Raw genomic sequence first — 26,326 nt, 5'->3', positions numbered from 1 at the left:
GAATACATTCTCAAATCGAGGGCAGTATGTCTGAAATGTCCGGCCTGGCGGAGGCTGACCAGGACTTTTCCTCTGTTCTCGCTGACTCTGGCGCACTTGCCCGCTAGTCTCCGAGCAGAGAACGGGCGAAGCGTGTTGCTCGTGGCTCCCCAGGTGTGGGGCGACTAGGTTCCTCACCGGTCCGTATCCGACAGTTCGACATCCGAGGTGACGTAGGCGTGGCTCTTCCGCCCCTTACCCCTGAACAGCGCGCAGCCGCGCTCGAAAAGGCCGCCGCGGCTCGCCGGGAGCGGGCCGAGGTCAAGAATCGACTCAAGCACTCCGGCGCCTCCCTGCACGAGGTCATCAAGCAGGGCCAGGAGAACGACGTCATCGGCAAGATGAAGGTCTCCGCCCTGCTGGAGTCCCTGCCGGGCGTGGGCAAGGTCCGCGCCAAGCAGATCATGGAGCGTCTGGGCATCTCCGAGAGCCGCCGCGTGCGCGGTCTCGGTTCCAACCAGATCGCTTCCCTGGAGCGTGAGTTCGGCGGCGCCAGCTCCTGAGTCCGGGTCCTGCCGGACCGGGAGTCCCGGGCACTCCGGGATTGCTGGAATAATCGCTGCATGAGTGAACGTCCGCGGCTGACCGTGCTCTCCGGCCCTTCGGGGGTCGGCAAGAGCACGGTCGTCGCCCATATGCGCAAGGAACACCCCGAGGTCTGGCTCTCGGTGTCGGCCACCACCCGCAAGCCCCGTCCCGGCGAACGGCACGGAATCCACTACTTCTTCGTCACCGACGAGGAGATGGACAAGCTGATCGCCAACGGTGAGCTGCTGGAGTGGGCGGAGTTCGCCGGCAACCGTTACGGGACGCCCCGCGCGGCCGTGCTGGAGCGGCTGGAGAACGGCGAGCCCGTCCTGCTGGAGATCGACCTCCAGGGCGCCCGGCAGGTCCGCGAGTCCATGGCCGACGCTCAGCTGGTGTTCCTGGCTCCTCCCTCCTGGGACGAGCTGGTGCGCAGGCTCACCGGCCGGGGCACCGAGCCGCCCGAGGTCATCGAGCGCCGCCTGGAGGCGGCCAGGACCGAGCTGGCGGCCGAGCCGGAGTTCGACGTGACCTTGGTCAACACCTCCGTCGAGGGCGTGGCTCGCGAGCTGCTAGCCTTGATGGACGTTGTGTGATTGTGTCTGATCTTTTCCCCTCCTTCGGAAGGTAGAGCGTGTCCTCTTCCATCACCGCGCCCGAGGGCATCATCAACCCGCCGATCGACGAGTTGCTTGAGGCCACCGACTCCAAGTACAGCCTCGTGATCTACGCGGCCAAGCGGGCCCGCCAGATCAACGCGTACTACTCGCAGCTCGGCGAGGGCCTCCTTGAGTACGTCGGTCCGCTCGTCGACACTCACGTCCACGAGAAGCCGCTCTCGATCGCCCTGCGCGAGATCAACGCGGGTCTGCTGACGTCCGAGGCCATCGAGGGCCCCGCGCAGTAGTACTTTCAGATCGCGGTTGACTTATCCACAGGCCCGGCAGCAGGTTGCCGGGCCTGTGGTGTCTCATGGGTGTGCCAGGTTTTCGAGTCCGGGGAGAGACGGTGGACAAGCCGAGGGTCGTTCTGGGGGTCAGTGGCGGCATCGCCGCGTACAAGGCCTGTGAGCTGCTGAGAAGGTTCACGGAGTCGGACCACGACGTGCGCGTGGTGCCCACCGCCTCCGCCCTGCACTTCGTCGGCGCCGCCACCTGGTCCGCGCTGTCCGGCAACCCGGTCTCCAGCGAGGTCTGGGACGACGTCCAGGAGGTCCCGCACGTCCGCATCGGGCAGCACGCGGACCTGGTCGTGGTCGCCCCGGCCACCGCCGACATGCTCGCCAAGGCGGCGCACGGCCTCGCGGACGACCTGCTGACCAACACCCTCCTCACGGCCCGCTGCCCGGTCGTCTTCGCGCCTGCGATGCACACGGAGATGTGGGAGCACCCGGCCACCCAGGAGAACGTGGCCACCCTGCGCCGGCGCGGCGCGGTCGTCATCGAGCCCGCGGTCGGCCGTCTCACCGGCGTCGACACCGGCAAGGGCCGGCTCCCCGACCCGGCGGAGATCTTCGAGGTCTGCCGCCGCGTGCTGGCTCGCGGCGTCACCACGCCCGACCTCGCCGGCCGCCACGTCGTCGTCTCCGCGGGCGGCACCCGCGAGCCCCTCGACCCGGTCCGCTTCCTCGGCAACCGCTCCTCCGGCAAGCAGGGCTACGCCCTCGCCCGCACGGCCGCGGCCCGCGGCGCCCGGGTGACGCTGATCGCGGCCAACACCACGCTGCCCGACCCGGCCGGCGTGGACGTCGTTCCGGTCGGCACCGCCGTCCAGCTCCGCGAGGCCGTCCTCAAGGCCGCAGCGGACGCCGACGCCGTCGTCATGGCCGCGGCCGTGGCCGATTTCCGCCCGGAGACGTACGCGACCGGGAAGATCAAGAAGAAGGACGGCGAGGAACCCGCCCCGATCGTGCTGATACGGAATCCGGACGTCCTCGCGGAGATCTCGGCCGAGCGCGCCCGCCCCGGGCAGGTCGTTGTCGGCTTCGCCGCCGAGACCGACGACGTCCTCGCCAACGGCCGGGCCAAGCTCGCCCGCAAGGGCTGTGACCTGCTCGTGGTCAACGAGGTGGGCGAGCGCAAGACCTTCGGCGCCGAGGAGAACGAGGCGGTTGTGCTCGGCGCCTACGGCAGCGACACGCCCGTGCCGCACGGCCCGAAGGAAGCGCTCGCCGACATCGTCTGGGACCTCGTCGTCGCCCGCCTGAGCTGACGCGGTCCCGCCGTCCAGGTCGGGCTTTCCCGGCCATTCGGCCTCACTTTCCGGCCAGGTAATGTCGCGTAGTGGCTCTGGCCAAGGCCCCTCGTGATTGTGCAGAATGCCCGTGCCGCAGGTCACAGCGCTCCCAAGAGGCGAGACACGTGGGCCGGCGGCCGTGTGCGACCGATAAACTGTTCCCGGACGACGCCGGGCGCAGCCCCCCGTGTCGTCCGCCAATGATCAGCCAGCAGCCGCTGCAACCCCAGGGAGCGTTGTGTCCCGTCGCCTGTTCACCTCGGAGTCCGTGACCGAAGGTCACCCCGACAAGATCGCTGACCAGATCAGCGACACGATTCTCGACGCGCTTCTGCGTGAGGACCCGACTTCCCGGGTCGCCGTGGAGACGCTGATCACCACCGGCCTGGTGCACGTGGCCGGTGAGGTCACGACCAAGGCCTACGCAGACATCGCCACCCTGGTCCGCAACAAGATCCTGGAGATCGGCTACGACTCCTCGAAGAAGGGCTTCGACGGCGCCTCCTGCGGCGTCTCGGTGTCCATCGGCGCGCAGTCCCCGGACATCGCGCAGGGTGTCGACACGGCGTACGAGTCCCGCGTCGAGGGTGCCGCCGCAGGTGGAGAATTCGACGAGCTGGACCGGCAGGGCGCGGGCGACCAGGGCCTGATGTTCGGCTACGCGACCGACGAGACCCCGACGCTCATGCCGCTGCCGATCTTCCTGGCGCACCGCCTGTCGGCGCGCCTGTCCGAGGTCCGCAAGAACGGCACCATCCCCTACCTGCGCCCGGACGGCAAGACGCAGGTCACCATCGAGTACGACGGCGACAAGGCCGTCCGCCTCGACACCGTCGTCGTGTCCTCCCAGCACGCCTCGGACATCGACCTGGAGTCCCTCCTGGCCCCCGACATCCGCGAGTTCGTCGTGGAGCCGGAGCTGAAGGCGCTCCTCGACGAGGGCATCAAGCTGGACACCGAGGGCTACCGCCTGCTGGTCAACCCGACCGGCCGCTTCGAGATCGGCGGCCCGATGGGTGACGCCGGTCTCACCGGCCGCAAGATCATCATCGACACCTACGGCGGCATGGCCCGCCACGGTGGCGGCGCCTTCTCCGGCAAGGACCCGTCCAAGGTGGACCGCTCGGCCGCCTACGCGATGCGCTGGGTCGCCAAGAACGTCGTCGCGGCCGGCCTGGCCGCCCGCTGCGAGGTCCAGGTCGCCTACGCCATCGGCAAGGCCGAGCCGGTCGGCCTGTTCGTCGAGACCTTCGGCACCAACAAGGTCGAGACCGAGAGGATCGAGAAGGCCATCGACGCGGTCTTCGACCTGCGTCCGGCCGCGATCATCCGCGACCTCGACCTGCTGCGCCCGATCTACTCCCAGACCGCCGCCTACGGCCACTTCGGCCGTGAGCTGCCGGACTTCACCTGGGAGCGCACGGACCGCGTGGACGCCCTGCGCAAGGCCGTGGGCCTGTAGGCCCCACACGGATCTCTCACCGAGGCCCGGCCTCCCTTCGGGGGGCCGGGCCTCGGCGTCTCGTGTGCCCGGGCGCCGCTCCCAGGGCCGTTTGTCAGTGGGGTTTGGTAAGAATGCAAGCGTGAGCAGCGAGAACGGGCCGGGGGGCGGCGGGGGCGAAGGGGCCCCGCCGGAGCAGCTTGCGCTCATTCGGGAGAGCGTGCGCGGGGCCAAGGTGCCGCGGGCCAAGCCGCGGACGTGGCGAGGCGCGGCGCTGGCCAAGGAGCTGCCCGTCGCGCGCGTGCTGGTCGACAAGGGTGTCCTGCATCTCGACCGGTATTTCGACTACGCCGTGCCCGAGGAGCTGGACGCCGACGCGCAGCCCGGGGTGCGGGTGCGGGTGCGGTTCGGGGCCGGGCGGCACCGGGTGCGGGAAGGGCGCCGGGAGGGCGGGGGCCTCATCGACGGGTTCCTCGTCGAGCGCCGGGCCGAGTCCGAGTACTCCGGACCGCTGGCCGCGCTCGCCCAGGTCGTGTCGCCCGAGCCCGTGCTGAGCGAGGAACTGCTGGGGCTCGCGCGGGCCGTCGCCGACCGGTACGCCGGGAGCCTCGCCGATGTGCTGCAGCTGGCCGTGCCGCCCCGCAGCGCGCGGGCCGAGCGGCGGCCGTCGCCCGAGCCTCTGCCGGCGCCCGCCGCGCCCGATGCCGGGTCCTGGGCGCGGTACGAGCACGGGGGAGCCTTCATCGAGTCGCTGGCCTCCGGGGGAGCCCCGAGGGCGGTGTGGAACGCCCTGCCGGGGCCGCTGTGGAGCGAGGAGCTGGCCCGTGCCGTCGCCGCCACGCTCGCCTCGGGACGCGGTGCGCTCGTCGTCGTACCGGACGGGCGTGCCGCCGCGCGCGTCGATGCCGCGCTGACCGCCGTGCTCGGCGAGGGCCGCCACGCGCTGCTCACCGCCGACGCAGGACCCGAGAAGCGGTACGAGCAGTGGCTCGCCGTGCGGCGGGGGGCCGTACGGGCCGTCGTAGGGACCCGGGCGGCCATGTTCGCCCCCGTGCGGGACCTGGGACTCGTCGCCATCTGGGACGACGGCGACGACAGCCACAGCGAGCCGCACGCCCCGCAGCCGCACGCCCGGGACGTCCTGCTGCTGCGCGCCGCGCTGGACAGGTGTGCCTTCCTGCTGGGCGGCTTCAGCTGCACGGTGGAGGCCGCGCAGCTCGTGGAGAGCGGCTGGGCGCGGCCCCTGGCCGCCGGGCGGGAGCAGACGCGACGGACCGCGCCCCTCGTCCGGACCGTCGGCGACGACGACCTCGCACGCGACGAGGCCGCCCGCGCCGCCCGGCTGCCCACCCTCGCCTGGCAGGTCGTCCGGGAAGGGCTGCGGCACGGGCCCGTCCTGGTGCAGGTGCCCCGGCGCGGTTACGTGCCGCGCCTGGCCTGCGCCCAGTGCCGCGCCGCCGCCCGCTGCAGACACTGCTCCGGGCCGCTCCAGGGCCAGGACGCGGGCGTGCTGCGCTGCGACTGGTGCGGGCGCGAGGAAAGCTCCTGGCACTGCCCCGAGTGCGGCGGCTTCCGGCTCCGGGCCCAGGTCGTGGGCGCCCGCCGGACCGCCGAGGAACTGGGGCGGGCCTTTCCCGCCGTACCGGTGCGGACCTCCGGACGGGAGCACGTGCTGGACACTGTGCCGGGCACGCCCGCGCTGGTCGTGAGCACACCGGGCGCCGAGCCGGTCGCCGAGGGCGGCTACGCGGCGGCCCTGCTGCTGGACGGCTGGGCCATGCTGTGCCGCCCCGACCTGCGGGCCGGGGAGGACGCGCTGCGCCGCTGGATCGCGGCCGGGGCCCTCGTACGGCCGCAGGGTGAGCGGGGGACCGTGGTCGTCGTCGCCGAGCCGACCCTGCGTCCCGTGCAGGCCCTAGTGCGCTGGGACCCCGTCGGGCACGCGGTCCGCGAGCTGGCCGAGCGGGCCGAACTGGGCTTCCCGCCGGTGTCGCGGATGGCGGCCGTGTCCGGTACCACGGAGGCCGTGGCCGAGTTCCTGAGCGCGACCGAACTGCCGCCGGACGCAGAGGTGTTGGGGCCGGTTCCGCTACCGCCCACCCTCCCCGGCCGACCACGCCGCCCCGGTGCCCCGCCGCCCGGAGAACACTGGGAACGCGCCCTCGTCCGCGTGCCACCGGGCAGCGGGGCGACACTGGCCGCCGCCCTGAAGAATGCGATGGCAGCCCGGATGGCACGGGGGAGCGGGGAGGCGGCACGGGTGCGGGTGCGGATCGATCCGCCGGATATCGGGTGACCCTGCGGGAGCTATGCCCTGGCGGGCTGCGGGCTGCGGGCTGCGGGCTGCGGGCTGCGGGGCCGTCGGGGCGTGGGGCGCGTGGCTTCGGGTTGGCGGGGCCGCGGGCTCGCTCGGCCTGGGGACTACGGGGCTGCCCGGCCTCCTGACCCGCCTGGCGGGGTCGAGGGCTGCGGCGCCGCGCCATTTTGGGGCTGTGTGGCCTGGGCGTGGCGGGGATGCGTGGGGGTGAGGGGCTGCCGGGTCGTGCGGCTTCGGGCCTGAGGGGGCTTCTGATCGCGGGGCAAGTGGCCCCGAGGGCTGCTGGCTCGCTCGGTCGTGCGACTGCGAGGCTGCCGGGCCTCGGGGGCTTCGGCGTTGCGGGTCGCGAGCTTCGGGGCGGCGGCGCTTCGGGCGGTGATGCCTGCGGGCCTCAGGGCGTCGGCTCGGCGGAGCCCCGAAGTGTCCGGTTCGCCGTATGGCTGCGCCCGCGCGCATACCCGCACGTGTCTGCCCTCCCGGCCGTTCTCCGGGAGGGCAGGGTGAGGTGGTGTCAGCCGTTGCGTGGCCCCGGGAAGGCTGTCGGGCGGGCGTCGTCGCGGAGCGTTGGGCTGCCGGCGGTGGGCTGGGTCGGCATGGAGCGGGCTGCGGGGACCGTCGGGACCACGGGCAGGCCGGAGTTCACGTTGAGCGTGCGGGTGCCGGACGGCTCCGGCGTCCCCTCGGTCTCGGCGGCTGCCTGGGCCGCGGTGCGGCGGGCGCCGTAACGGCGGTGCACCGCCTGCTTGGTGACCCCGAGCGCCGAGCCCACCGCGTCCCAGGAGAAGCCGAGCGAGCGGTCGAAGTCCACGGCGGCCGTGACCAGGGTTTCGACACTGTCCCGGAGTTCCTGGGCGAGCCGGACCGTCGGGGCGGGGGCGCGTCCGTAGACGACGAAGCCCGTGGACGGGCCGGAGCGGCGCGGGCGGTAGACGTTGCCCAACTGGGCGGTGAGCGTGCGCAGGGCGTCCACCTGGCGGCGGACCCGCTCGATGTCCCGCACCAGCAAGTGCAGGCTGGCCCGGGCCTGGGCGTCGTGGGTTGCGTGGTCGGCCATGAACAAGCCTCTCGAACCGGCGTTGAAAGGAATTGGGCCGTGAAAGGGGCCCGATGTGGTCAACTCTCTCTTGACCAACGCGTTTCCGCTCCGCTGGTCACGGGCTGGGGGCGTACGGGCATATGCGTACGCCTGTCGCCCACCCGCGCACCACCTGTGCCCGCCCGCCGGGAAACCTGTGGGGTGGTGAAGGGGGAGCTGGTCATAGACTGGTGCGCTGCCCGTCCAACCCTGCCCGAGAGGCCCGATCCTGCCCATGAAGCTCGTCTTCGCCGGTACCCCCGAGGTCGCCGTTCCCGCTCTGGACGCTCTGATCGCCTCCGGGCGGCACGAGGTGGCCGCCGTCGTCACGCGGCCCGACGCGCCGGCCGGGCGGGGGCGCAGGCTGGTCGCGTCGCCCGTGGCCGAGCGGGCGGAGGAGGCCGGGATCGAGGTGCTGAAGCCGGTCCGGCCACGCGACCCCGAGTTCCTGGAGCGGCTGAAGGAGATCGCGCCCGACTGCTGCCCCGTAGTCGCCTACGGCGCCCTGCTGCCCAGGGCGGCCCTGGACATCCCGGCGCACGGCTGGGTCAACCTGCACTTCTCGCTGCTGCCCGCCTGGCGCGGAGCCGCGCCGGTGCAGCACTCCATCATGGCCGGGGACGAGATCACCGGAGCGTCCACCTTCCTCATCGAGGAGGGGCTCGACTCGGGGCCGGTGTACGGGACCGTCACCGAGGTGGTCCGGCCGACCGACACCAGCGGTGACCTGCTCACCCGGCTCGCCTTTGCCGGTGCCGGACTGCTCGCCGCGACCATGGACGGCATCGAGGACGGCACCCTGAAGGCCGTACCGCAGCCCGCCGAGGGCATCACCCTCGCACCGAAGATCAACGTCGAGGACGCGCAGGTCGACTGGGCCACGCCCGCGCTCCGCGTGGACCGCGTGGTGCGCGGCTGCACCCCGGCGCCCGGCGCCTGGACGAGCTTCCGGGGCGAGCGGCTCAAGCTCATCCAGGTCACGCCCGTGCCCGAGCGGACCGACCTCGCCCCGGGGCAGCTGGCCGTCGGCAAGAACAGCGTGCACGTCGGCACCGGTTCCTACGCCGTCGAGCTGCTGTGGGTGCAGGCCCAGGGCAAGAAGCCGATGCGCGCGGCCGACTGGGCGCGCGGCGTGCGCATCACCGAGCGCGAGACCCTCGGCGGCTGACCCGACGTACGCTGGGATTCGTACATCAATCCATATCCGGAGCACCTTTTCGTGACTGAGCAGTCCCGGCGGCCCCGTAAGCCCGCCAAGCCCTACCGCCGTCCCCAGAAGGACCCCGTCCGCATGCTCGCCTTCGAGGCGCTGCGCGCGGTCGACGAGCGGGACGCGTACGCCAACCTCGTGCTGCCGCCGCTGCTGCGGAAGGCACGGGAGAAGGGCGACTTCGACACGCGCGACGCCGCCCTCGCCACCGAGCTGGTGTACGGGACGCTGCGTCGGCAGGGCACGTACGACGCGGTCATCGCCGCGTGTGTGGACCGGCCGCTGCGCGAGGTCGACCCGCCGGTGCTCGACGTGCTCAGCCTCGGCGTGCACCAGCTGCTCGGGACGCGGATCCCCACGCACGCGGCCGTGTCCGCCTCCGTCGAGCTGGCGCGGGTCGTGCTCGGCGACGGGCGGGCGAAGTTCGTCAACGCCGTGCTGCGCAAGGTGGCCCAGGACGACCTGGACGGCTGGCTGGAGAAGGTCGCGCCGCCCTACGACGAGGACGCCGAGGACCATCTCGCGGTCGTGCACTCCCACCCCCGGTGGGTCGTCTCCGCGCTGTGGGACTCGCTCGGGGGCGGCCGGGCCGGTATCGAGGACCTGCTGGAGGCCGACAACGAGCGGCCCGAGGTGACCCTCGTCGCGCGGCCGGGGCGGGCCACCGCCGAGGAGCTGCTGCGCGAGGACGCGGCCGTGCCGGGGCGCTGGTCTCCGTATGCCGTGCGGCTCACCGAGGGCGGCGAGCCGGGTGCCGTCGAGGCCGTGCGTGAGGGGCGGGCCGGGGTGCAGGACGAGGGCAGTCAGCTGGTGGCCCTTGCCCTGGCCAACGCGCCGCTGGAGGGGCGCGACGAGAAGTGGCTCGACGGGTGCGCGGGGCCTGGCGGCAAGGCCGCGCTGCTCGCCGCCCTGGCCGCCGAGCGGGGAGCCGCGCTGCTCGCCTCCGAGAAGCAGCCGCACCGGGCCGGTCTGGTCGCCAAGGCGCTGGCCGGGAACCCCGGGCCCTATCAGGTGATCGCCGCCGACGGGACCCGGCCGCCGTGGCGGCCCGGCACCTTCGACCGCGTACTGATGGACGTGCCGTGCACCGGGCTCGGCGCGCTGCGCCGGCGGCCCGAGGCGCGGTGGCGGCGGCGCCCCGAGGACCTGGACAGCTTCGCGCCGCTCCAGCGCGCCCTGCTGCTCACCGCGCTCGACTCCGTGCGCGTCGGCGGGGTCGTCGCCTACGCGACCTGCTCGCCGCACCTCGCCGAGACCCGCGCGGTCGTCGCCGACGTGCTCAAGCAGCGCCCGGAGACCGACCTCATCGACGCCCGTCCGATGCTGCCCGGCGTCCCCGCGCTCGGCGAGGGGCCGGATGTGCAGCTGTGGCCGCATCTGCACGGCACGGACGCGATGTACCTGGCGCTGATCCGCCGCACCGGCTGACCCGCGGGCTCGCTCTCTCCACAGGCGTCGTCATACCGTAGGACAAGTAGGACGAACGGCCTCGCCTGTGGACCGAGGCGAACATCAGTGCTCCGGGCATGGCAGTCTTGGGTCATGGCCGCGCAGATCAATCCCAGCATCCTGTCCGCCGACTTCGCGAGACTCGCGGAGGAGGCCAAGGCGGTCCAAGGCGCCGACTGGCTTCACGTCGACGTCATGGACAACCACTTCGTCCCGAACCTCACGCTCGGCGTGCCGGTCGTGGAGTCCCTGGCCCGTGCGACGGACACCCCGCTGGACTGCCACCTGATGATCGAGGACCCCGACCGCTGGGCGCCCCAGTACGTCGAGGCGGGCGCCTCGTCCGTCACCTTCCACGTGGAGGCCGCCGCCGCCCCCGTGCGGCTGGCCCGCGAGATCCGCGCCAAGGGCGCCCGCGCCTCGATGGCGCTCAAGCCCGCGACGCCGATCGAGCCGTTCGAGGACCTGCTGCCGGAACTCGACATGCTGTTGATCATGACGGTCGAGCCGGGCTTCGGCGGCCAGGCCTTCCTCGACATCATGCTGCCGAAGATCCGCCGTACCAGAGAGCTGATCGACAAGCACGGTCTCCAGCTCTGGCTGCAGGTCGACGGCGGTGTCTCGGCCTCGACGATCGAGCGGTGCGCGGACGCGGGCGCGGACGTCTTCGTCGCCGGTTCCGCGGTGTACGGCGCCGAGGATCCGGCGGAGGCCGTGCGTGCGCTGCGCGCCCAGGCCGAGGCGGCCACGGCCAAGGCGTCCTGGTCATGCGGCCACTGAGCCGTCTAAACGTGAACGCTTAAGTGAACGGCGCCCATCAGGGCAGATCAGTTACGCCGAATCTGCAAGGATGAACGGCGAGTCCAGAGTGTGAACAGCAGTGAGGAGATCGCCGTGTCGGGTATGTCGGCGGGCCGGTCAGCCATGCGGATGGGACCCGCTGAGCTGGTGCAGGCGGCGGCCATGGCCCGCCGCTTCTACCTCGAGGGCAAGTCCAAGATCCAGATCGCGGAGGAGTTCGGCGTCAGCCGCTTCAAGGTGGCCCGGGTCCTGGAAACCGCCCTCGAACGGGATCTCGTGCGCATCGAGATCCGTGTGCCGGCCGAGCTGGACGCCGAGCGCTCCGACGCGCTCCGCGCCCGCTACGGCCTGAGGCACGCTGTCGTGGTCGAGTCCCCGGCTGAGGCCGAGGAGACCCCCGACCCCGAGAACCTCGGCGAGGTCGCCGCCGACCTGCTCGGCGAACTCGTCAACGAAGGGGACGTACTGGGTCTGGCCTGGGGCCGGTCCACCATCAACATGGCGGCGGCGCTCGACCGGCTGCCGCCCTGCACGGTGGTCCAGCTGACGGGCGTGTACGACGCCGGGACCGCCGAGCGCGGCTCCGTGGAGGCGGTGCGCCGGGCCGCGCAGGTCTCCGGCGGCGACGCGCACCCCATCTACGCCCCGATGCTGCTGCCGGACGCGGCCACCGCGACGGCGCTGCGCAACCAGACCGGGATCGCCCGGGCCTACGAGTACTTCGACAAGGTCACGGTCGCCTGCGTCTCCATCGGCTCCTGGGAGCCGGGCATCTCGACGGTGCACGACATGCTGAGCGACGAGGAGCGCGCGCACTACGCCTCCCTCGGTGTCGCCGCCGAGATGTCCGCGCACCTCTTCGACGCCGAGGGGCGCCGGATCGGGCGGGACCTGGGGGAGCGGTGCATCACGGTCACGGCCGACCAGCTGCGCCGTGTCCCGGAGGTCGTGGCGATCGCGGGCGGGCAGCGCAAGGCGTCCGCGATCGACGCGGTGCTCCGCTCCGGGCTGGTCACCAGCCTGGTCACGGACACCTCGGCCGCGGACTACCTGATGACGGCGGGGCCGACGCCGAAGCCCGCGCTCAACCGCGCGGATCCCGACGGGTCCTGACGGCGGGTCGTGGCGTCGTCGTAGCGGGACGGCCGTGGCAGCATCGTCGGCATGCTGCTGCGGTTCGTCCCCCAGGCGCTCGGGCGATGCGTGCCCCGCGCGCTCGCGGGGCTTCTGGTCGTCCTTGCCGCCCTGCTCACCGGGTGCTCCTCGGCCTCCTCCACCACGCATCCTTCGACGGGCACAGCGGTCCCGACCCCTGCCTGGGTCCGGGGCATGCGCACCGTCGAGGCGTCCGAGCTCCCCGCCGAGGCCCGTCAGACCCTGGCCCTCATCGACCAGGGCGGACCCTTTCCGTACGCCCGGGACGGGGTCGTCTTCGGGAACTTCGAGGGACGGCTGCCCAGGCACGAGCGCGGCTACTACCACGAGTACACGGTGCGGACACCCGGCTCGCGCGACCGCGGGGCCCGGCGCATCGTCGCCGGAGAGCACGCGGAGATCTACTACACCGATGATCACTACAAGTCGTTCCGGGCGGTGCTGAGATGAGCATTGAGTCGACAGAGGACCTGACGGGGCGGCTCGTCGTCACCCTGGACCTCGACGGGGTCATGGACAAGGCGGGCCTGATGGACCGGGTCGCCCGCGCGCTGGCGCTGCCCGACTGGTTCGGGCGGAACTGGGACGCGCTGGTCGACTCCCTCTCCGACCACACCGTCTGGCCCGAGGCGGCCGTCGAGCAGGGGCTGCTGCTCGTCGTGCGGGGCTGGCGGCCGTACGCCGAGGCGGCTGCGGACGAGTGGCGGACCGCGCAGGACGTGTTCGCCGAGGCGGTGGACCGCACGCCCGCGCTCGCCGTCGTCCTCACCCTTGGAGGATCCTCCTAAGGCCTCTCCGGGCAGCCTGGATGTTCTGTGGGGGCATGACAGGGCTGCCACATGGGACAATGAAGTACGTGCTCTTTCCCCCTGGCGCACCCGTCAGGGGGTCACCTCTGATCGACTGGGATGTGCAGCACGTGCGTTTCCTCAATGACATCCAGCCCGCGTACGACCTGACGTACGACGACGTGTTCATGGTGCCGAGCCGCTCCGCGGTGGGCTCGCGTCAGGGCGTGGACCTCAGCTCGCCGGACGGCACGGGCACCACCATCCCGCTCGTCGTCGCCAACATGACCGCCATCGCCGGCCGCCGCATGGCCGAGACCATGGCCCGCCGCGGCGGCCTGGTGGTCATCCCGCAGGACATCCCGATCGATGTCGTCACCGACGTCGTCTCCTGGGTGAAGAGCCGCCACCTGGTGCTGGACACCCCGATCGTGCTGGCCCCGCACCAGACCGTCGCCGACGCGCTCGCGCTGCTGCCCAAGCGGGCGCACAACGCCGGTGTGGTCGTCGACGGGGACCACCGGCCCGTCGGCGTCGTCACCGACGCGGACCTGTCCGGCGTCGACCGCTTCACCCAGCTCGAAGTGGTCATGTCCAAGGACCTGCTCCTGCTGGACGCGGACATCGACCCGCGCGAGGCCTTCAACACCCTCGACCAGCACAACCGCCGCTACGCCCCGGCCGTCGACAAGGACGGCAAGCTGGCCGGCATCCTCACCCGCAAGGGCGCCCTGCGCACCACGCTGTACACGCCGGCCGTCGACCAGGACGGCAAGCTGCGCATCGCGGCGGCCGTCGGCATCAACGGCGACGTGGCGGGCAAGGCCAAGCAGCTGCTCGACGCGGGCGTGGACACGCTCGTCATCGACACCGCGCACGGCCACCAGGAGTCGATGATCAGCGCCATCAAGGTGGTGCGCGCGCTCGACCCGCAGGTGCCGATCGTCGCGGGCAACATCGTCTCCGCCGAGGGCGTCAAGGACCTGATCGACGCCGGCGCGGACATCATCAAGGTCGGCGTCGGCCCCGGCGCCATGTGCACCACGCGCATGATGACCGGCGTGGGCCGGCCGCAGTTCTCCGCGGTCCTGGAGTGCGCCGCCGAGGCGAAGAAGTACGGCAAGCACGTGTGGGCCGACGGCGGTGTCCGCCACCCGCGCGACGTGGCCATGGCCCTCGCGGCCGGCGCGTCCAACGTGATGGTCGGCTCGTGGTTCGCCGGCACGTACGAGTCGCCGGGCGACCTCCAGCACGACCCCAACGGGCGCGCCTACAAGGAGTCCTTCGGCATGGCGTCCGCGCGTGCGGTGGCCAACCGTACGTCGGAGGAGTCGGCGTACGACCGGGCCCGCAAGGCGCTGTTCGAGGAGGGCATCTCCACCTCCCGCATGTACCTCGACCCGGCCCGTCCGGGCGTCGAGGACCTGATCGACTCGATCATCGCGGGCGTCCGCTCCTCCTGCACCTACGCCGGTGCCTCCTCCCTGGAGGAGTTCGCCGAGAAGGCCATCGTCGGCATCCAGAGCGCGGCCGGCTACGCCGAGGGCAAGCCGCTGCACGCCAGCTGGAACTGACCCGAGCCGATCGAGCACGGCCCCCGCTTTCTCCTTGACGGGAAAGCGGGGGCCGTCGCCGTTTCCGCGCCCGAAAAGTCCCTTGCGCAACGTTCGGTAGCCCACGCGCAACGATTTGTCATACCGGCAGGATGAACGCAATGATCATCCGGGGATGCGCAAGGTTGCTGCATTACGCACGTGAAGCCCGGCCTCATAGGGTGCTGCGCTGTACGTAGCGTGGCGGGGACTCCGCTCGGCGGGTTCCTGCCCTCGCAGGCCCCCGCCCGTCCCCGCTCCATCTGAACGCCAGCGATAAGGAGCCAGCGCGTGCTCGACCAAGGCGCACCCCCGCAGAACCAACGAACGGCCGCCCCTGCATCCCCGGGCGTCGCCGCGCGGCTGATGCGTCGCAAGCCAGTGGAACGCCTGGTCGCGGAGGGCGGCCACGGTGAGGGAGGCTCGCTGCGGCGCTCCCTCGGACTGTGGCAGCTGACCATGATCAGCATCGGCGCCACCCTCGGCACCGGCATCTTCGTCGTCCTCGGCGAGGCCGTGCCCAAGGCGGGTCCGGCCGTCACCCTCTCCTTCGTGATCGCCGGTCTCACCGCGCTGTTCTCGGCCCTGTCCTACGCCGAGCTGGCGGGCACCATCCCGGTCGCCGGCTCCTCGTACTCGTACGCATACGCAACCATGGGCGAACTGATCGCCTGGGTCTGCGGCTGGTGCCTGCTCCTGGAGTACGGCGTCTCGGTCGCCGCCGTGGCCGTCGGCTGGGGCGAGTACCTGAACGAGCTGCTCGACGGAACCATCGGCGTGACCATCCCGGACGCCCTGGCCAACCCGCCCGGCGTCGACGGCGGCATCTTCAACCTGCCCGCCCTGATCGTCGTGATGCTCGCCATGGTGTTCCTGCTCGGCGGTGCCAAGGAGTCGGCGCGGGCCAACACGATCATGGTGTGCGTGAAGATCGCCGCGCTCGTGCTGTTCTGCGCGATCGGCTTCATGGGCTTCAAGTCCGGCAACTACTCGCACTTCATGCCGCTCGGCATGGCGGGCGTCAGCGCGGCCGGTGCCACGCTGTTCTTCTCCTACATCGGCTTCGACGCCGCCTCCACCGCCGGCGAGGAGGCGAAGAACGCCCAGCGCGACCTGCCCCGCGCGATCATGCTGTCCCTCGTCATCGTGACCGCCCTGTACGTGCTGGTCGCGGCCGTCGCCGTCGGTGCCAAGCCGTGGCGGCAGTTCAACGACTCCGAGGCCGCGCTCGCCCAGATCATGAAGGACGTCACCGGCCAGAGCTTCTGGGGCACCCTGCTGGCGTTCTGCGCCGTCATCGCCATCGCGAGCGTCGTCCTGACCGTGCTCTACGGCCAGACCCGCATCCTCTTCGCGATGTCCCGCGACGGCCTGGTGCCCAAGGTGTTCGCCAAGGTCCACCCGAAGACCGGTGCGCCGCGCGCCAACACGATCATCGTGTCGGTGTTCTGCGGTGTCCTCGCCGCCGCGATCCCGCTCGGCCAGCTCGCCGACGCCACCAGCATCGGCACGCTGTTCGCCTTCGCCCTGGTCAACATCGCCGTGGTCGTGCTGCGCCGCACCCGCCCGAACATGAACCGCACCTTCCGCGTGCCGCTGTCGCCGGTGCTCCCCGCGCTCGGCTTGGCGTTCTGTGTCTGGATGATGGGCAGCCTGTCCAGCGTCACCTGGATCGTGTTCGGTGTCTGGATGGCGGTCGGGCTCGTGTTCTACTTCGTATACGGCTATCGCCGTTCCCGTCTCGCGACCGAGCAGGACGTTGCGGTGCCGGCAGAGAAGTGACCGAACCGAAGAAGTGAACCACCCTCAGTGCTGAACGATCTCGACGAACGCATCGTGCACGCCCTCGCCGAGGACGCCCGCCGCTCCTACGCGGACATCGGGCAGCTCGTCGGCCTGTCCGCGCCCGCCGTCAAGCGGCGCGTGGACAGGCTGCGCGCCACCGGAGCCATCACCGGGTTCACCGTCCGGGTGGACCCGGCGGCGCTCGGCTGGGAGACCGAGGGTTACATCGAGATCCACTGCCGGCGCAACACATCGCCGGAGACCATCCAGCGGGGGCTGGAGCGCTACCAGGAGGTCGTGGCCGCGTCGACCGTCACCGGCGACGCGGACGCGATCGCCCAGGTATTCGCCTCCGACATGCGCCACTTCGAGCGGGTGCTGGAGCGGATCGCCGGGGAGCCGTTCGTCGAGCGGACCAAGTCGGTGCTGGTGCTCTCGCCGCTGCTCCGGCGGTTCTCTTCGGGCGCGCCGGGCTAAAAATCCCCAGGTGCGCGGGCGGGGAGCTCTACTCCGCCGTCTTCCGCGCCAGCGCGTTGTTCCCGATCGAGTTGTGCACGCTGAAGCTCACGGCGTCCGAGCGGTAGCGGTCGTCCGACCACTCCACCGGGCGCCCTTCGCGTGTCGTGGTGACGCGCTGCACCCGCAGCAGCGGGCTCGTACGGCGGACCCCCAGCAGCTCGGCGTCCTGCGCGCCCGCCGCGACCGCGTCGATCACATGCTCCCCGTACGCGAAGACGAGGCCCGTGTCGTCGTAGAGGCGCTGGGTGACCGAGGGGCAGTCGGGTTCGATGGCCTCGACCGCCGGGGAGATCCAGTCGGCGTACACCGTCCGCTCCAGCAGCACCGGCTCGCCGTCCAGGCCGCGCACCCGCAGCACGTGCAACACCGGTGTGCCGACGGCGAGTTGGAGCCGCACCGCGTCCTCGTGCGTGGCCGGGCGGTACTCCTGGGCCGCGACATGGCCCGTGGCCTCGCGGCCCATCGCCCGCGCCCACTGCGCGAAGCTGCGCAGCTCCTCGAAGCTCTGGCTGCGGCGGCTGGCCAGCACCACGCGGCGGGCGCCCTGCCGGGAGCCGATCAGGCCCTCGGAGGTGAGGGCGGCGACGGCCTGGCGGACCGTGCCGCGGGACACGCCGTAGTGCCCGGCCAGCTCCGACTCCGAGGGCAGCCGGCTGCCGACCGTGTACTCCTCACGGTCGATGGCTCGCCGCAGTTCGTCGGCGATCTCCTCGTGTCGCGCCGTCATGCTTCCCCTCTGCGTAGGCGGCTGTGCACAGCGTGACCAGCCTAATCGACGGATTCAGGTGATCCGTGTCAACCGTAACTGTGCAGCGAATCAGGGGACAGGGTTTCTCCTGCGTTCACCGACAGGACACCGGGTGCGGGCGTACTTGGGTCAACTTGTTCAGACAAGTTCTCGACAAGTTCTCGGCAACAAGCCCATCGCACTGCCTCACCCCCGTGCGCACCCCTGGAGAGACCGTGACCGTGTCCCTGCCGCGAAACGCCGTCCTCGGCGGCTCCCTCGCCGTCGTCGCCGCGCTCGCGCTGAGCGCCTGCGGCGCCGCCCCCGACAAGGCGACCACCACCAAGGACGGCAAGAACGCCGCCACCGCCACCTCCGCGGCCGACTTCGGCGGCATGGACGCCCTGGTCAAGGCGGCCAAGAAGGAGGGCTCGCTGCACATCATCGCGGTGCCCCGCGACTGGGCCAACTACGGCGCCATCATCGACGGCTTCCAGAAGAAGTACGGCATCAAGATCGACGACGAGAGCCCCGACGGCACCAGCCAGGACGAGATCAACGCCGTCACCTCCCGCAAGGGCCAGGACCGCGTCCCCGACGTCCTCGACCTGGGCAGCTCCTTCGCGCTGAGCGCCGCCCAGCAGGGCCTGCTCGCGCCCTACAAGGTGGCCTCCTTCGCCGACATCCCGGCCGGCCAGGCGGACCCGCAGGCCCGCTGGTTCAACGACTACGGCGGCTACATCTCCATCGGCTGCGACGCCAAGCGCGTCAAGGAGTGCCCGACCACCTTCAAGGACCTCCTCAAGCCCCAGTACAAGGGCCAGGTCGCCCTCAACGGCAACCCCACCAAGTCCGGCTCGGCCTTCGGTGGCGTCTACGCCGCGGCGCTCGCGGGCGGCGGCTCCTTCGACAACATCCAGCCCGGCCTGGACTTCTTCGCCAAGCTGAAGAAGAACGGCAACTACACGCCGGTCGAGTCCACCCCGGCCACCGTCGAGAAGGGCGAGACGCCCATCAGCATCGACTGGGACTACCTGAACGCCGGTTACGCCAAGGAGTTCAAGTCCAAGGGCCTCGACTGGAAGGTCTCCGTCCCGAGCGACGGCCAGTACGCCCAGTACTACTCCCAGGCCGTCACCAAGGACGCCCCGCACCCGGCCGCCGCGCGCCTGTGGCAGGAGTACCTGTACAGCGCCGAGGGCCAGAACCTGTGGCTCCAGGGCTTCGCCCGCCCGGCCCTGATGCCCGCCATGGAGAAGGCCGGCACCCTCGACAAGACCGCCGCCGCCAGCCTCCCGCAGGTCACCGGCACCCCCTCCTTCCCGACCGAGGACCAGCAGAGCAAGGCCAAGACGGTCCTCTCGCAGGGCTGGGGCAAGGCCGTCTCCGGATGACCGCCGCTCTCACGCGTGCGGACGTGGCGCCCGTCGCTTCGGCGAAGCGGCGGCGCCGCGCCCCCGGCTGGCTCGCCGTGGTGCCGCTGCTGGTGTTCACCGCCATCGCCTTCGGCCTGCCCGCCCTGGCCATGCTGAACGGCGCCTTCACGGTCAAGGACCCGACGAGCGGCGCCACGTCGTACACCGGCGAGAACCTGACGAACTCGCTGCAGGGCCCGTACCTCACCGCCCTGGTCGGCAGCGTCAAGCTGTCGGCGATCTCCGCCGGACTCGGCGCTCTGCTCGGGCTGCCGCTCGCCCAGGCCGTGGTCAGCTCCCGCTCCCGCGCGCTGCGCGAGGCCGTGCTGACCGCCTCCGGCGTGCTCGCCAACTTCGGCGGTGTCCCGCTGGCCTTCGCCTTCGTCGCCACCCTCGGCAACGCGGGCGTGCTGACCGTGCACCTGGGCCTGAGGGACAGCGGCTGGAACCTGTACAGCTTCTGGGGCCTCGTCCTCGTCTATCTGTACTTCCTGATCCCGCTGATGGTCCTCACCATCACCCCGGCCCTGGACGGCCTGCGGGCCCAGTGGCGGGAGGCCGCGCTGAACAACGGCGCGACCGGCGTGCAGTACTGGCGGCACGTGGCCCTGCCCGTGCTCGCGCCCTCCCTGCTCGGCGGTTTCGTGCTGCTGTTCGGCAGCGCCTTCGCCGCCTACGCCACCGCCGCCGCCATGGTCGGCAGCGCGGTCCCGCTGGTCACGCTGCAGATCGCCGACGCCCTGTCCGGCAACGTGCTGGTCGGCCAGGAGAACGTGGCCCTCGCCCTCAGCCTCGACATGGTCCTGGTGGCCGGCCTGGTGATGGCCGTGTACCTGCCCCTGCAACGACGGAGCGCCCGATGGCTCGACGCCTGACTCCCTGGCGCTGGGCCGTCCTCGGCCTGGCCGCCCTGTACTTCCTGGTGCCGCTCGGCGCGTCCGTGGTCTTCAGCATCGACGCGCCCGGCCAGGGCGTGACCTTCGACGCCTACACCAAGATCCTGTCCGCCGACGGCTTCGTCTCCAGCCTGCTGCTCTCGCTGGAGCTGGCCGCCGCCACCATCGCCGTCGTGCTGCTGCTGATGGTGCCCGCCGTGGTCGCGCTCAGGCTCGGCGCGCCCCGGCTGCGGCCGGTGGTGGAGCTGGTGTGCTCGCTGCCGCTGGTGGTGCCGCCGATCGCGTTCTCCGCCGGGATCGTGACCGTGCTGAAGTGGGGGCCGGACCATTTGTCCCGCACCCCGCTGTTCCAGACGTTCGTGGCGATCCAGAACGAGAACTTCCCCGTAGTGCTGGTCCTCGCCTACGTCGTGATGGCGCTGCCGTTCGTCTACCGGGCTCTGGACGCAGGCCTGCGCGCGATCGACGTACGGACCCTCGTCGAGGCGGCCCGCAGCTGCGGCGCCTCCTGGCCGCAGGCCCTCGTCCAGGCTGTCCTGCCGAATCTGCGCGGGGCGCTGCTGAACTCCGGCTTCCTGACGCTGGCCCTGGTCCTCGGCGAGTTCACCGTGGCCCATCTGCTCGGCTACACCCCCTTCGCCGTGTGGATCTACAACGTCGGCGAATCGCAGGCCCAGATGTCCGTCGCCGTCTCCGTGCTCAGCCTGCTCGTCACCTGGGCCCTGCTCCTCGCGCTCGCCGGTGCCGGCGGCCGTACCCGAACCGCTTCCTCCCGGGGATGAACACCATGACCGCCACCACGCTTGAGAAGGCCGCCGGCCAGAAGGCCGCCACCGTCGAATTCCGCGGACTCCGCAGGGAGTTCGGCACCACCGTCGCCCTGGACGGACTCGACCTGACCGTCCACCCCGGGGAGTTCCTGGCCCTGCTCGGCCCCTCCGGCTGCGGCAAGACCACCGCGCTGCGCATGCTCGCCGGGTTCGAACACCCCGACGCCGGCGCGGTGCTGGTGGACGGCGAGGACGTCACCCATGTCCCGGCCCACCGCCGCGACGCCGGGATGGTCTTCCAGTCGTACAGCCTCTTCCCGCACCTGAACGCCGTCGACAACGTCGCCTTCGGACTGCGCATGCGCAAGGTCCGTACGGCCGAACGGCGCGCCCGCGCCGCCGAGTTGCTGGAGCTGGTCGGCCTCGGCGACAAGGGGGAGCGGTACCCGCACCAGCTCTCCGGAGGGCAGCAGCAGCGCATCGCGCTGGCCCGTGCGCTCGCCCTGCGCCCGCGCGTCCTCCTGCTCGACGAACCGCTGTCCGCGCTCGACGCCAAGGTGCGGCTCAGCCTGCGCGAGGAGATCCGCCGGCTCCAGCAGGAGCTCGGCATCACCACCCTGTTCGTCACGCACGACCAGGAAGAGGCGCTGTCCATCGCCGACCGGGTCGCCGTGATGCGCGGCGGACGGCTCGAACAGTGCGCCGAGCCCGCAGAGTTGTACGGCCGCCCCGCCACCGCCTTCGTCGCCGAGTTCGTCGGCACGATGAGCCGCATCCCGGGCGAGCTGAAGGACGGCACGGCCGAAGTGCTCGGACAGCGGCTGCCGGCCGATGGCGAGGTCGCGGACGGGGCTGTGGACGTGCTGGTGCGGCCCGAGGCCGTCCACGTACAGGCCGACGAGCAGGGCAGCGCCCGGGTCGTCGCCACCGCCTTCCTGGGCGCGGTCGTCCGGGTCACCGTACGGCTCGCCGACGGCACCGAGGCCAAGGCCGACCTGCCCGCCCACGACGCCGCCGGGCTCGGCGCCGGGAGCGCCGTGAGTGTGTCGCTGCCCGAGCGGCCGGTGCTGGTGGCCGAACGTATCCAGAAGTGAGGAAAGACAGAACCGTGACCCCCCACACCCCCGGGCGCCCGCTTCAGGCCGTCCTGTTCGACATGGACGGCACGCTCGTCGACACCGAGCGCCTGTGGTGGGAGGCGGTCGAGCAGGTCGCCGGCCGCCCGCTGACCGAGGCCGACCAGCCGGACGTGCTGGGCCGCCCCGTCGAGCACACGGCGGCCTGGCTCGCCGCGTCCACCGGCCGGGCGGACGCGGACCTCGCCGCCGACCTGCACCGCGAGTTCGCCGGACGCGTCCGCACCGGCATCGTGCCCCGCCCCGGCGCCCGCGAACTGCTGGACGAGCTGGCCCGCGACGGCGTCCCCACCGCCCTGGTCACCGCGTCCCCGCGCGCGGTCGCCGACGTCGTCCTCGAGGCCCTCGGTGCCCACCGCTTCGCGGCCTCCGTCACCGCCGACGACACGCCCCGCACCAAGCCCGCCCCCGACCCCTACCTCGCCGCCTGCCGCGCCCTCGGCGTCGACCCGGCGGCCTGCGTGGCCGTCGAGGACACCGAGACCGGCGTGGCCTCCGCCGAGGCCGCCGGGTGCGCCGTGCTCGCCGTGCCCTCGCTCGCGCCGATCGGCGGCGCGCCGGGGCGTACCGTGCGGGACAGCCTGGTCGGCGTCACCACGGAGGAGTTGGAGCACATGATCGCGACGGAACTCCGGGTCATGAGCTGGAACCTGTGGCTCGGCGGCAGCGCGGTGGACGACCACCGGGCCAAGCAGGTCAAGGCCATCCTGGCCAGCGACGCCGACGTCGTCGGCCTCCAGGAGACGGCCCACACCTCCGCGCAGGAACTCGCCGGGCTCCTCGGCTGGCACCACCACGCGGCGGGCGAGAACCTCGGCATCCTCAGCCGCCACCCCATCACCGCCCGGTTCGGAGACCCCGACGTCGGCTTCTACGGAGCCGCCGGCGTCCGGATCGAGGTCGCGCCGGGCCGTGAGGTCGACGTGTGGACCTCGCATCTCTACTACACGCCGTACGGCCCCTACGAGTCCGTCTTCGACGGGCTGCCGGCCGCCGAGCTGATCGCCCACGAGGACGTGCGGCTCGCGCAGATGCGGGACACCCTGCGCCGGATCGCCGAGTCCTCGCGCGACGGCGTCCCGGTCGTCCTCGTCGGCGACTTCAACTGCCCCTCGCACCTGGACTGGCCGGACGTGGCCTGGCCGGTGACGAAGGCGGCCGAGGACGCGGGCTTCGCCGACTCCTTCCGCGAGGCCCACCCCGACCCGGCCGCCGAGCCCGGCCACACCTGGTCGCCGATCCACCCCGTGCACGAGGACGGCAGCGGGCGACCCGAGCCGCAGGACCGGATCGACTACGTCCTGCACTGCGGCGGCCTGACCGTGCGGGACGCGCGGACCCTGGTCACCGGCACCCCGAGCCCCTGGCCCGAGGTCGCCGGGAACGACTGGCCCTCGGACCACGCGGCCGTGGTCACCACGTTCGCCGTGGACCGGATCTGACCCGGGGTTACCTGAGGTCACCATTGCGGCCAGTGGCTTGATCCCGTAGGTTGTGCCGGACTTTCCATTGCTACTGACTGGTAATACCGGGCAGGTACTCCATGCGCTGGCCCGTCGGCCGTCCCTCCACCGTCCGCACGCGGATCGTGGCGCTCGCCCTCGCCCCGGCCGTCGCGCTGATGGCCCTGTGGAGCTTCGCCATGGTGTCCGTCACCGGCGAACTGCGGGCACTGATCCGGCTCCAGGGGGTGTACGAGGACTACGGCACCCCCGTGGACACCGCGATCGGGCAGATCCAGATCGAGCGCCGGATGTCCGCGGCCTACCTGGGCGCCGGCCTCGACCCGGCCACGGCGGGCGACCTGCTCGGGCAGCAGCGCCACACCGACCGGGCGGTGGACGCCATGCGGGAGGCGATCCAGGGCGGGGACCGCGGCCGGCTCAGCCGGCGGCAGCGCCAGGCCCTGGACGTCATGGTCGCGGCCACCGGCAAGCTGGAGCAGCTGCGCTCCGCCGTGCTCGCCCGGCGGATCTCCTGGGACAAGGCGGTCGACGAGTACAGCGCGCTCGTCGAACCCGGCTTCGACGTCCAGTCCACGCTCACCGCCCTGCAGGCCGGGCAGCTCGCCCGGGAGGCACAGGTCGTCATCGAGCTGGTCCGGGTACGGGAGTTCGTCTCCCGGGAGGACGCCCTGGTCGCCGGGGCCCGCGCGGCCGGCAGCCTGACCGACCGGCAGTACGACACCCTGACCGCGACCATCGAGGACCGGCGCGTCTTCGAGCGGACGTACGTGCCGGACCTGCCCGCCGACTCGCGCGGCCTGTTCGACGAGTTCCAGCGCGGGGAGCTGCACCGCTCCCTGGTGCGGGGCGAGGACGCGCTGCTGCGCGCCGGGGCAGGCCGCGCGGGACGGGCCGTCGCGGCGGACTCCTGGCGCACGACCACCGACCGGGCCGTCAAGCGCTACATGCAGCTGTGCACTCGCTCGGCCGAGAACTCCGCCGCGCGCGGGCGGGCGTTCGCCTACCAGGAGCTGACCAAGTCGGCCGTCGTCGGCGCGGTAGGGCTGGCCGCCGTCGCGCTGTCCCTGTGGTTCGCGGTGCGCGGTGCCCGGCGCATCTCACGCCGCCTGGAGACCCTGCGGGACGCGGCCGACGTCCTCACGACACAGCAACTCCCGGACGTCATGCGCAGGTTGAGCGCGGGGGAGGAGGTGGACGCGGTCGCCGAGGCGCCGCCGCTCGCCGCGGACGACGTACGCGCCGACGAGATCGGCCAGGTCGGCCGGTCCTTCAACACCGCGCGCCTGGCCGCCGTCGAGGCCGCCGTGAAGCAAGCCACGCTGCGGCGGGGCCTGTTCGCGGTGCTACTCAACATCGCGCGGCGCAACCAGGCGCTGGTGCACCGCCAGTTGAAGCTCGTGGACAAGCTGGAGCGGCGCACCGAGGACCCGGACATCCTGCGCGAGCTGTTCCGCATCGACCACCTCACCACGCGCATGCGCCGGCACGCGGAGAGCCTGATCATCCTCTCCGGCTCCGCCCCCGGCCGCCGCTGGCGCCGTCCCGTGCCCCTCGCCGACGTCGTCGCCTCGGCCGTCAGCGAGATCGAGGACTACGCGCGCGTGGTGGTGCCGCCGATGCCGGAGGCCGGCGTCGCGGCGGACGCGGTCGCCGACGTCGTCCACCTGATCGCCGAACTCCTGGAGAACGCCACGGCGTTCTCGCCGCCGCACACCGAGGTCACGCTGCGCACCGGCCGGGCCGGTGCCGGCTTCGTCCTGCAGATCGACGACCGAGGGCTCGGCCTGGACGACGAACAGCGCGAGCACGCCCGGCGCACCCTCACCGACCCCGACTCCTTCGACCCCACCCGCCACGACCGCCTCGGCCTCTACGTCGTCAGCCGCCTCGCCGCCCGCCACGGCATCGGGGTGAGCCTGGGGGATTCGCCGTACGGGGGGGCGACGGCGGTGGTACTGCTGCCGGTGGGAGTGCTGGCGGAGGGAACCCCGGCGCCGGGAGCGCGGCAGGAGCTGGAGCCGGCGGGGGTCGGGGCCGAGGTACGACGGCTGCCGGCGCGTTCCGCGCAGGGGCCCGCCGAGCCGACGACCACGGTCGCGGAGCTGCCGACGGAACGCCGGCCCGCGCCCGGGCCCGCACCGGTACCGGAGCTGCCCACCCGGAAACGGCCCAGGCCGACACCGGCCCCGGAACCGCAGGCCACCGCCTTGGCCCCGGATACCAGGGTCGGTGCCACGGGCCAGGAGGCCCCGGCTGTCGCTTCTGTCCCGCGGGCTACGGCCCCCGACCCGGAGCCCGAGCCCCGCGCCGCCGCCCCCGCCCTACCCACCCGCACCCGGCAAGCCTCCCTCGCCCCCGAGCTGCGGGACGACCCGGCGTCCCGGGAACCGGTGGCCGCGCCGGAGGCCGATGCCGACGAGATGCGTGCCATCTTCGGGGCGTTCCAGCGCGGTCTGGACCGTGGCCGTAAGGGGCTGCCCGCGACCGGCGACGCGGATGGCGCGTCGTCCACCGACGCCCACGAAGGGACGGACACCGACCATGCACGGTGACGAGCAGACCCCCGAGCGCCCCGCGGCGCCCGCCGAAGCGCCCGGTACGGATCTCGGCTGGCTGCTGGACGACCTCGTGGCGCGCACCGAGCACGTCCGCCAGGCCGTCCTGCTCACCGCCGACGGCCTCCCGCTCAGCGGCTCGGAGGGCATACGCCGGCGGGACATCGAGCACCTGGCCGCCGTCTGCTCGGGCTTCCACAGCCTGGCCCGCTCGGCGGGAGACCGGTTCGATGCCGGCGAGGTGCGGCAGACCATGGTGATGCTGGAGGACGCCTACCTGTTCATCACCCCGGCCGGGCAGGGCAGCCGGCTCGCCGTGCTCAGCGAGGCCGGCACCGACGTCGGCCAGCTCGCCCACGAGATGGCCCTGCTCGTCCGCAGGCTCGGCAGCCACCTGGACGCCGCCGCCCGCTTTACCCCATGATCCCGC

At 72.2% G+C, this 26,326-nt stretch carries 24 protein-coding genes; 22 read left to right on the top strand and 2 right to left on the bottom strand.

Annotated elements, in window-relative coordinates; all coding sequences use genetic code 11:
• The first annotated feature begins 218 nt into the window (after positions 1–218).
• The 6 genes from ACWD35_RS03185 (at position 219) to ACWD35_RS03160 (ending at position 6,536) form a co-directional block, all read left to right on the top strand.
• On the top strand, positions 219–542 hold the full coding sequence (locus ACWD35_RS03185) for an integration host factor (protein ID WP_451349414.1): 324 nt from the start codon (positions 219–221) through the stop codon (positions 540–542).
• Between the two features lie 60 nt (positions 543–602).
• Positions 603–1,160: a guanylate kinase gene (gene gmk / locus ACWD35_RS03180; protein ID WP_451349413.1), complete on the top strand. Its 558-nt coding sequence runs from the start codon at positions 603–605 to the stop codon at positions 1,158–1,160.
• Positions 1,161–1,198: 38 nt separating this feature from the next.
• Positions 1,199–1,471 carry a DNA-directed RNA polymerase subunit omega gene (gene rpoZ, locus ACWD35_RS03175; RefSeq protein WP_005319902.1) on the top strand — a complete coding sequence of 91 codons (273 nt, stop codon included), beginning with the start codon at positions 1,199–1,201 and terminating at the stop codon, positions 1,469–1,471.
• Positions 1,472–1,572: 101 nt separating this feature from the next.
• Positions 1,573–2,775 (top strand): bifunctional phosphopantothenoylcysteine decarboxylase/phosphopantothenate--cysteine ligase CoaBC, encoded by a 1,203-nt coding sequence (gene coaBC / locus ACWD35_RS03170; protein WP_451349412.1) that lies wholly within the window; start codon positions 1,573–1,575, stop codon positions 2,773–2,775.
• Positions 2,776–3,037: 262 nt separating this feature from the next.
• Complete coding sequence (gene metK, locus ACWD35_RS03165) at positions 3,038–4,261, top strand: methionine adenosyltransferase (protein ID WP_451349411.1); 1,224 nt, start codon at positions 3,038–3,040, stop codon at positions 4,259–4,261.
• A gap of 121 nt (positions 4,262–4,382) precedes the next feature.
• Positions 4,383–6,536 carry a primosomal protein N' gene (locus ACWD35_RS03160; protein WP_451349410.1) on the top strand — a complete coding sequence of 718 codons (2,154 nt, stop codon included), beginning with the start codon at positions 4,383–4,385 and terminating at the stop codon, positions 6,534–6,536.
• Positions 6,537–7,068: 532 nt separating this feature from the next.
• On the opposite strand, the gene ACWD35_RS03155 is transcribed toward ACWD35_RS03160, so the two are convergent.
• Positions 7,069–7,611: a hypothetical protein gene (locus ACWD35_RS03155; protein WP_451349409.1), complete on the bottom strand. Its 543-nt coding sequence runs from the start codon at positions 7,609–7,611 to the stop codon at positions 7,069–7,071.
• 256 nt (positions 7,612–7,867) lie between these two features.
• Here ACWD35_RS03155 and fmt point away from each other — a divergent pair, with 256 nt between their 5' ends.
• The 9 genes from fmt to ACWD35_RS03110 all read left to right on the top strand — a co-directional run bounded on the left by fmt (position 7,868) and on the right by ACWD35_RS03110 (position 16,889).
• Positions 7,868–8,800 (top strand): methionyl-tRNA formyltransferase, encoded by a 933-nt coding sequence (gene fmt / locus ACWD35_RS03150; RefSeq protein WP_451349408.1) that lies wholly within the window; start codon positions 7,868–7,870, stop codon positions 8,798–8,800.
• Positions 8,801–8,851: 51 nt separating this feature from the next.
• Positions 8,852–10,270 carry an RsmB/NOP family class I SAM-dependent RNA methyltransferase gene (locus tag ACWD35_RS03145; protein WP_451349407.1) on the top strand — a complete coding sequence of 473 codons (1,419 nt, stop codon included), beginning with the start codon at positions 8,852–8,854 and terminating at the stop codon, positions 10,268–10,270.
• 114 nt (positions 10,271–10,384) lie between these two features.
• Positions 10,385–11,071, top strand: coding sequence for a ribulose-phosphate 3-epimerase (gene rpe, locus ACWD35_RS03140; RefSeq protein WP_451349406.1), 687 nt, complete (start codon positions 10,385–10,387; stop codon positions 11,069–11,071).
• Positions 11,072–11,161: 90 nt separating this feature from the next.
• Positions 11,162–12,205: a sugar-binding transcriptional regulator gene (locus tag ACWD35_RS03135; protein ID WP_451349405.1), complete on the top strand. Its 1,044-nt coding sequence runs from the start codon at positions 11,162–11,164 to the stop codon at positions 12,203–12,205.
• A 51-nt stretch (positions 12,206–12,256) separates the two neighbouring features.
• Positions 12,257–12,697: a ribonuclease domain-containing protein gene (locus ACWD35_RS03130; RefSeq protein WP_451349404.1), complete on the top strand. Its 441-nt coding sequence runs from the start codon at positions 12,257–12,259 to the stop codon at positions 12,695–12,697.
• Complete coding sequence (locus ACWD35_RS03125; protein WP_451349403.1) at positions 12,694–13,035, top strand: barstar family protein; 342 nt, start codon at positions 12,694–12,696, stop codon at positions 13,033–13,035. The genes ACWD35_RS03130 and ACWD35_RS03125 overlap by 4 nt, the downstream gene beginning before the upstream one ends.
• Before the next feature lie 131 nt (positions 13,036–13,166).
• Entirely contained in the window at positions 13,167–14,609 is a 1,443-nt protein-coding gene (locus ACWD35_RS03120) for a GuaB1 family IMP dehydrogenase-related protein (RefSeq protein WP_451349402.1), read from the top strand.
• Positions 14,610–14,918: 309 nt separating this feature from the next.
• A complete protein-coding gene (locus tag ACWD35_RS03115) occupies positions 14,919–16,409 on the top strand; it encodes an amino acid permease (protein WP_451349401.1) in 1,491 nt (496 codons plus the stop codon).
• A gap of 27 nt (positions 16,410–16,436) precedes the next feature.
• Positions 16,437–16,889: an Lrp/AsnC family transcriptional regulator gene (locus tag ACWD35_RS03110; protein ID WP_067129751.1), complete on the top strand. Its 453-nt coding sequence runs from the start codon at positions 16,437–16,439 to the stop codon at positions 16,887–16,889.
• 28 nt (positions 16,890–16,917) lie between these two features.
• Here ACWD35_RS03110 and ACWD35_RS03105 read toward each other — a convergent pair whose 3' ends face one another.
• Positions 16,918–17,658, bottom strand: a complete 741-nt coding sequence (locus tag ACWD35_RS03105) for a GntR family transcriptional regulator (RefSeq protein WP_451349400.1) — start codon at positions 17,656–17,658, stop codon at positions 16,918–16,920.
• Positions 17,659–17,894: 236 nt separating this feature from the next.
• On the opposite strand from ACWD35_RS03105, the gene ACWD35_RS03100 reads away from it, so the two are divergent.
• The 7 genes from ACWD35_RS03100 to ACWD35_RS03070 all read left to right on the top strand — a co-directional run bounded on the left by ACWD35_RS03100 (position 17,895) and on the right by ACWD35_RS03070 (position 26,320).
• Positions 17,895–19,052: an ABC transporter substrate-binding protein gene (locus ACWD35_RS03100; protein WP_451349399.1), complete on the top strand. Its 1,158-nt coding sequence runs from the start codon at positions 17,895–17,897 to the stop codon at positions 19,050–19,052.
• Entirely contained in the window at positions 19,049–19,948 is a 900-nt protein-coding gene (locus ACWD35_RS03095) for an ABC transporter permease (RefSeq protein WP_451349398.1), read from the top strand. The genes ACWD35_RS03100 and ACWD35_RS03095 overlap by 4 nt, the downstream gene beginning before the upstream one ends.
• A complete protein-coding gene (locus ACWD35_RS03090) occupies positions 19,933–20,751 on the top strand; it encodes an ABC transporter permease (protein WP_451349397.1) in 819 nt (272 codons plus the stop codon). The genes ACWD35_RS03095 and ACWD35_RS03090 overlap by 16 nt, the downstream gene beginning before the upstream one ends.
• A 5-nt stretch (positions 20,752–20,756) precedes the next feature.
• Positions 20,757–21,833, top strand: a complete 1,077-nt coding sequence (locus ACWD35_RS03085) for an ABC transporter ATP-binding protein (protein ID WP_451349396.1) — start codon at positions 20,757–20,759, stop codon at positions 21,831–21,833.
• 14 nt (positions 21,834–21,847) lie between these two features.
• A complete protein-coding gene (locus tag ACWD35_RS03080; RefSeq protein ID WP_451349395.1) occupies positions 21,848–23,317 on the top strand; it encodes an HAD-IA family hydrolase in 1,470 nt (489 codons plus the stop codon).
• Between the two features lie 101 nt (positions 23,318–23,418).
• Positions 23,419–25,893 carry a nitrate- and nitrite sensing domain-containing protein gene (locus ACWD35_RS03075; RefSeq protein ID WP_451349394.1) on the top strand — a complete coding sequence of 825 codons (2,475 nt, stop codon included), beginning with the start codon at positions 23,419–23,421 and terminating at the stop codon, positions 25,891–25,893.
• Positions 25,883–26,320 (top strand): roadblock/LC7 domain-containing protein, encoded by a 438-nt coding sequence (locus ACWD35_RS03070; RefSeq protein ID WP_451349393.1) that lies wholly within the window; start codon positions 25,883–25,885, stop codon positions 26,318–26,320. Before ACWD35_RS03075 ends, ACWD35_RS03070 begins: the two co-directional genes overlap by 11 nt.
• Positions 26,321–26,326: the final 6 nt, after the last annotated feature.

The organism is Streptomyces sp. NPDC002671 (genome assembly GCF_053592475.1).
The sequence above is the reverse complement of the archived record's forward strand: the minus strand, read 5'-3'. Positions and strand labels throughout refer to the sequence as shown.